The sequence below is a fragment of the Pseudomonas sp. PS01299 genome (assembly GCF_029960145.1).
In the GTDB taxonomy this organism is placed as follows: domain Bacteria; phylum Pseudomonadota; class Gammaproteobacteria; order Pseudomonadales; family Pseudomonadaceae; genus Aquipseudomonas; species Aquipseudomonas putida_A.
The window spans coordinates 1-3,873 of sequence record NZ_JASCPO010000359.1 but is presented as its reverse complement, the minus strand read 5'-3'; the positions used below and the strand labels follow the sequence as shown (position 1 = coordinate 3,873).

General features: G+C 62.4%; 5 protein-coding genes. 4 read left to right on the top strand and 1 reads right to left on the bottom strand.

The annotated features are described in order from the left end of the window. Nucleotides 1-207: 207 nt before the first annotated feature. A complete protein-coding gene (locus QMX91_RS29580; RefSeq protein ID WP_139053756.1) occupies nucleotides 208-648 on the top strand; it encodes a carboxymuconolactone decarboxylase family protein in 441 nt (146 codons plus the stop codon). Nucleotides 649-825: 177 nt separating this feature from the next. Here the strand turns inward: QMX91_RS29580 and QMX91_RS29575 are convergent, their stop codons facing one another. Next, a complete protein-coding gene (locus tag QMX91_RS29575) occupies nucleotides 826-1,170 on the bottom strand; it encodes a hypothetical protein (RefSeq protein ID WP_027613105.1) in 345 nt (114 codons plus the stop codon). A 150-nt stretch (nucleotides 1,171-1,320) separates the two neighbouring features. Here QMX91_RS29575 and QMX91_RS29570 point away from each other — a divergent pair, with 150 nt between their 5' ends. The 3 genes from QMX91_RS29570 to QMX91_RS29560 are packed head-to-tail and all read left to right on the top strand — an operon-like array spanning nucleotide 1,321 to nucleotide 3,561. Continuing rightward, entirely contained in the window at nucleotides 1,321-2,043 is a 723-nt protein-coding gene (locus QMX91_RS29570; RefSeq protein WP_282413805.1) for a secretin and TonB N-terminal domain-containing protein, read from the top strand. Then, nucleotides 2,040-2,591: an RNA polymerase sigma factor gene (locus QMX91_RS29565; protein WP_003225656.1), complete on the top strand. Its 552-nt coding sequence runs from the start codon at nucleotides 2,040-2,042 to the stop codon at nucleotides 2,589-2,591. Before QMX91_RS29570 ends, QMX91_RS29565 begins: the two co-directional genes overlap by 4 nt. A 31-nt stretch (nucleotides 2,592-2,622) precedes the next feature. After that, nucleotides 2,623-3,561, top strand: coding sequence for a FecR domain-containing protein (locus QMX91_RS29560; protein ID WP_282413804.1), 939 nt, complete (start codon nucleotides 2,623-2,625; stop codon nucleotides 3,559-3,561). Nucleotides 3,562-3,873: the final 312 nt, after the last annotated feature.

Below are 3,873 nucleotides of genomic sequence, written 5' to 3'. Positions count from 1 at the left end.
ACTTGTAGGAGTGAGCCTGCTCGCGATGAGGTCGGCACCTCCAACATGGCGGTGACTGAATGACCGCTATCGCGAGCAGGCTCACTCCTACAAGGTTGTGTGTTTGGCGGGCGGCAGTGGTGTAGCGATATTCCGTGGAATTGGGGCTGTAATGCCGAGGGCTCTGCGCTTACCGTGAACTCATCATTCCGCTTCCCGAGACCTGCCATGTCCCCGCGTCTGGACTACTACAACGCATCGCCCAAGGCGATGAAAGCGATGATCGCCATGGAGGCGCTGACCAGCGACCTGAGCATCGAGGCGCCGCTGTTGCAACTGATCAGGATCCGCGCCTCGCAGCTCAACGGCTGCGCGTTCTGCACCGACATGCACTCGGTGGACGCGCGGCGGGCCGGGGAGAGTGATCGGCGGTTGTATGCGATCGCGGTGTGGCGCGACAGCGGCTTTTTCAATCCGCGTGAACGCGCCGCCCTGGGCTGGGCTGAGGCCGTGACGTTGTTGGCCGAGAGTCATGTGCCGGATGATGTTTACCAGATGGCCAAAGCGCAATTCAGTGAGGCTGAACTGGTGGATTTGACCATGGCCGTCACTACCATCAACAGCTGGAATCGCCTGGCCGTAAGCTTCCGCCAAACCCCAAGCGACTGACGTGCATACCCTGTGATTGAGGTGTTCCTTGTGGTGAGGGGATTCATCCCCGATGGCCTGCGTAGCAGGCCCAACATTGACGACTGCTGCGCAGCCGATCGGGGATAAATCCCCTCGCCACAGGTGTGTTTCCCCTTCCTTTAGGTGTGTGAGTTTCTTAGCCTCAGGTGTTTTGACTCATTTATTGGTTAATGGGGAGGTTCCGTTATTGGCGGGTGGGCGTTGTGGTTTGACTGAGGTGCCGAAGGTGTTGCCCATGCGTGTTCCAGTTGCGGCCGGGGTTGCGAGGCCAACCTGATTTGGTGGCCGTTTGTTCACGGGAACGTTCATTGCTTCCTGATTCTTCTGCGCAGCGGCAGCGCCCTCGGGATTGTTGCCCATCTGCTGACTCAGACAATCGTAATTCGGCGCCTTGTAGCCGCCCACCGTCACCTCCACACAGCCCAGCGGCTGTTCGGCGTGGGCACTGGCGAAGGCGCTCAGCAGCAGCCCGCCGAGGGCGAATTTCCACAGTGATTTCATGCAAGCCTCCTGGCCGGCCCGAAGCGGCCGTTCTCTGATTGCAGTCTAGTTCAAGCCTTGCGCGAATCCCGTGATGGTTTTTTTGCACCGCCCGTCACACCAGATTCATAAACAGCCATCAGGATGACGGTTTTCAGGGGTACGTCAGCCGTGCAGCGAGGCAGTTCCAGGGACGGTCTTCAGCGTTCAGCGACTCTTGTGCGCCGGGTGGGTCTGGGGCTGCTGCTTGGCTGGTTCAGCGGCGGGGTGACAGCCGAACCGGTGCCGGCGGACATGCGCATGACGCTGCACATTCCGGCGCAGGACCTGGCCCGGGCGCTGGATCAGTACAGCCATGCCACCGGGGTGGCGGCGCTGGTCGACAGTCAGTTGAGTCGTGGCCGGCGCTCGTTGGCGGTCGATGGCGAATACACCGCTGCCGACGCCTTGCGCCGTTTGCTCGGCGGCAGTGGCCTGATGGCGCGCTATGCCCGCGACGATGCGTTCACCTTGCAAGTGGCGCAGGTCGAGGACGTGCCGTCGGCCCTGGACAAAACCACGCCGGCTAGCGCCGCTGTGAGTCGCAGCTACGCCACCGCCGTGCAAGCGGCGATCGAGCGCAACCTGTGCCGTTCGCCACTGACTCGCCCAGGCAGTTATCGCGCGGTGTTGCAGGTATGGGTCGGGCGTGACGGCGTGGTGCAGCACAACCGGTTGGTCACTTCGACCGGTGATGAACGGCGCGATACCGCGCTGGTGGAGAGCTTTCGCAATCTCAGGATCGACCGGCCGACGCCCAGCGCGTTGCGTCAGCCGGTCACGTTGCTGTTGTTACCGGAGTCGTCAGGGAAACGCATGGAATGCACCAAATGGGAAGGAGTTTCCGGGGGATGAAAGACACCGGACAAGGTTCGATGGTCCAGCTGTTCCTGACGTCCTACGAGGACTTTCGGGTGCGCTTGCGCAGGCGTCTCGGTTCGGAGGATCTGGCCAACGACGTGCTGCACGAAACCTACCTGCGGGTCGACCGCATGGAAACGCCGCCGAACCTGCTGCGGCCCAATGCCTACCTCTATCGCATGGCCCTGAACATCGCCGCCGACCGCCGTCAGGCCGATGCGCGCCTGCTCACTGGCGAGGAAGTCGAAGAGCTGCTGCAGATCGGCGACGAGGCGCTGGATCCGGCGCGGGTGGTTGGTGGACAAAAGGAAATCCAGTCGCTGCTCAGTGCCCTCTACGAGCTGCCCGCACGACGTCGCCGAATCTTCATCGCGGCGCGGCTGGAGGAGGCGCCGCACCTGGAAATCTCCCAGCGCTTCGGCATTTCCACGCGCATGGTCGAGAAGGAAATCAAAGCCGCGTTGGGGCACTGCGCAGCGAAGCTGGAAAGAAAAGTGTTTCAGCGGTTCGGTCGCGGGGCCGGAAAACCGTCATCTGAATAGTGCCCGATCAATTCGTTGAGAACCTGCGCGTTTGAACATCTTTCGACTGACACCTGCCAAGCCATCGGCGGCCGAGACTCTGCACAACGAAGCCCACGACTGGTTGATCTTGCTGACCTCGGGCCGCGCCACCGTGGCCGACGCCCGGGCGTTGCGCGACTGGTGCGCGCAAAGCGCCGAACATGCCCGCGCTTTCGAAGAGGCCAAGGTGTTGTGGCACAACCTGCAGCCTGCCGCTGAAATGCTGCAATCGCCTCGGCGCTTCGGCCGACGCGCGTTTCTCGGTGGCGCCATTGCTGCGTCGGCGGCGTTTCTGCTGGTGCGCGGGACGATTCCGGGAGGCTTTGGTGGCCTCGGCGCCGATTACATCACTGAAGTCGGCGAGCAGCGCCGGGTCGAACCGGCCGATGGCGTGAGCCTGGAACTGAATACACAAACCCGCATCAACCAGCGCTCCGGCGATGACGGCGTGCAGGGTTTCGAACTGGTCAGCGGCGAAGTCGAAGTACAGACCGCGCGGTTGCCACTGGCGATGCAGGCCGGAGGCGGGTGGTTGCGGGCGAGTCAGGCGCGGTTCAACCTGCGTAACACCGATCAGCAAGTCTGCGTGACCTGCCTGGATGGTTCGGTGGACGTCAATGTCGATGGCCGCAGTCTGCGCTTGCAGCCCGGTGAGCAACTGACCTACGACGGGCAACAGGTGGGCGCGGTGCAGAGCGTCGACACCGCAGCGGTGATGAACTGGCGCCAACAAGTACTGGTATTCAACGGCGCAACCCTCAGCCAGATGATCGACGAGATCAACCGCTACCGCCCCGGCATGTTGCTGCTGCTCAACCGCGACCTCGGCCAACGCCGCGTCCAGGCCCGCTTCAGCCTCGACCAACTCGCCGGCGTCGCCCTGCTGATCCGCGACGCCTACGGCGTCAAATGCACCGAACTCCCCGGCGGCGTCGTCGTCCTCAGCTAAAACCCCACCACCCCCTGTGGGAGCTGGCTTGCCAGCGATGACAGCCTGCCAGCCAACCACCCTCCAACTGACCAAACCCAATCCAACTGTAGGAGTGAGCCTGCTCGCGATGACGGCCCGACAGCCGACCAATATCTACCAGCTTCATGGGAGCTGACCTACCAGCGATGACAGCTCACAAACCAACCATTCCCCAACTGACCAAACCCAATCCAATTGTGGGAGCGGGCTTGCTCGCGAAGGCGTCCACTCAGCCAAATCACCATCAACTGACCCACCGCATTCGCGAGCAAGCCCGCTCCCCCAAGGTTT

What these genes read in the sequence shown, in the direction of transcription:
- QMX91_RS29580 (WP_139053756.1), top strand. Translation starts at nt 208, where the DNA reads ATGTCCCCGCGTCTGGACTACTACAACGCATCGCCCAAGGCGATGAAA.
- QMX91_RS29575 (WP_027613105.1), bottom strand. Translation starts at nt 1,170, where the DNA reads ATGAAATCACTGTGGAAATTCGCCCTCGGCGGGCTGCTGCTGAGCGCC.
- QMX91_RS29565 (WP_003225656.1), top strand. Translation starts at nt 2,040, where the DNA reads ATGAAAGACACCGGACAAGGTTCGATGGTCCAGCTGTTCCTGACGTCC.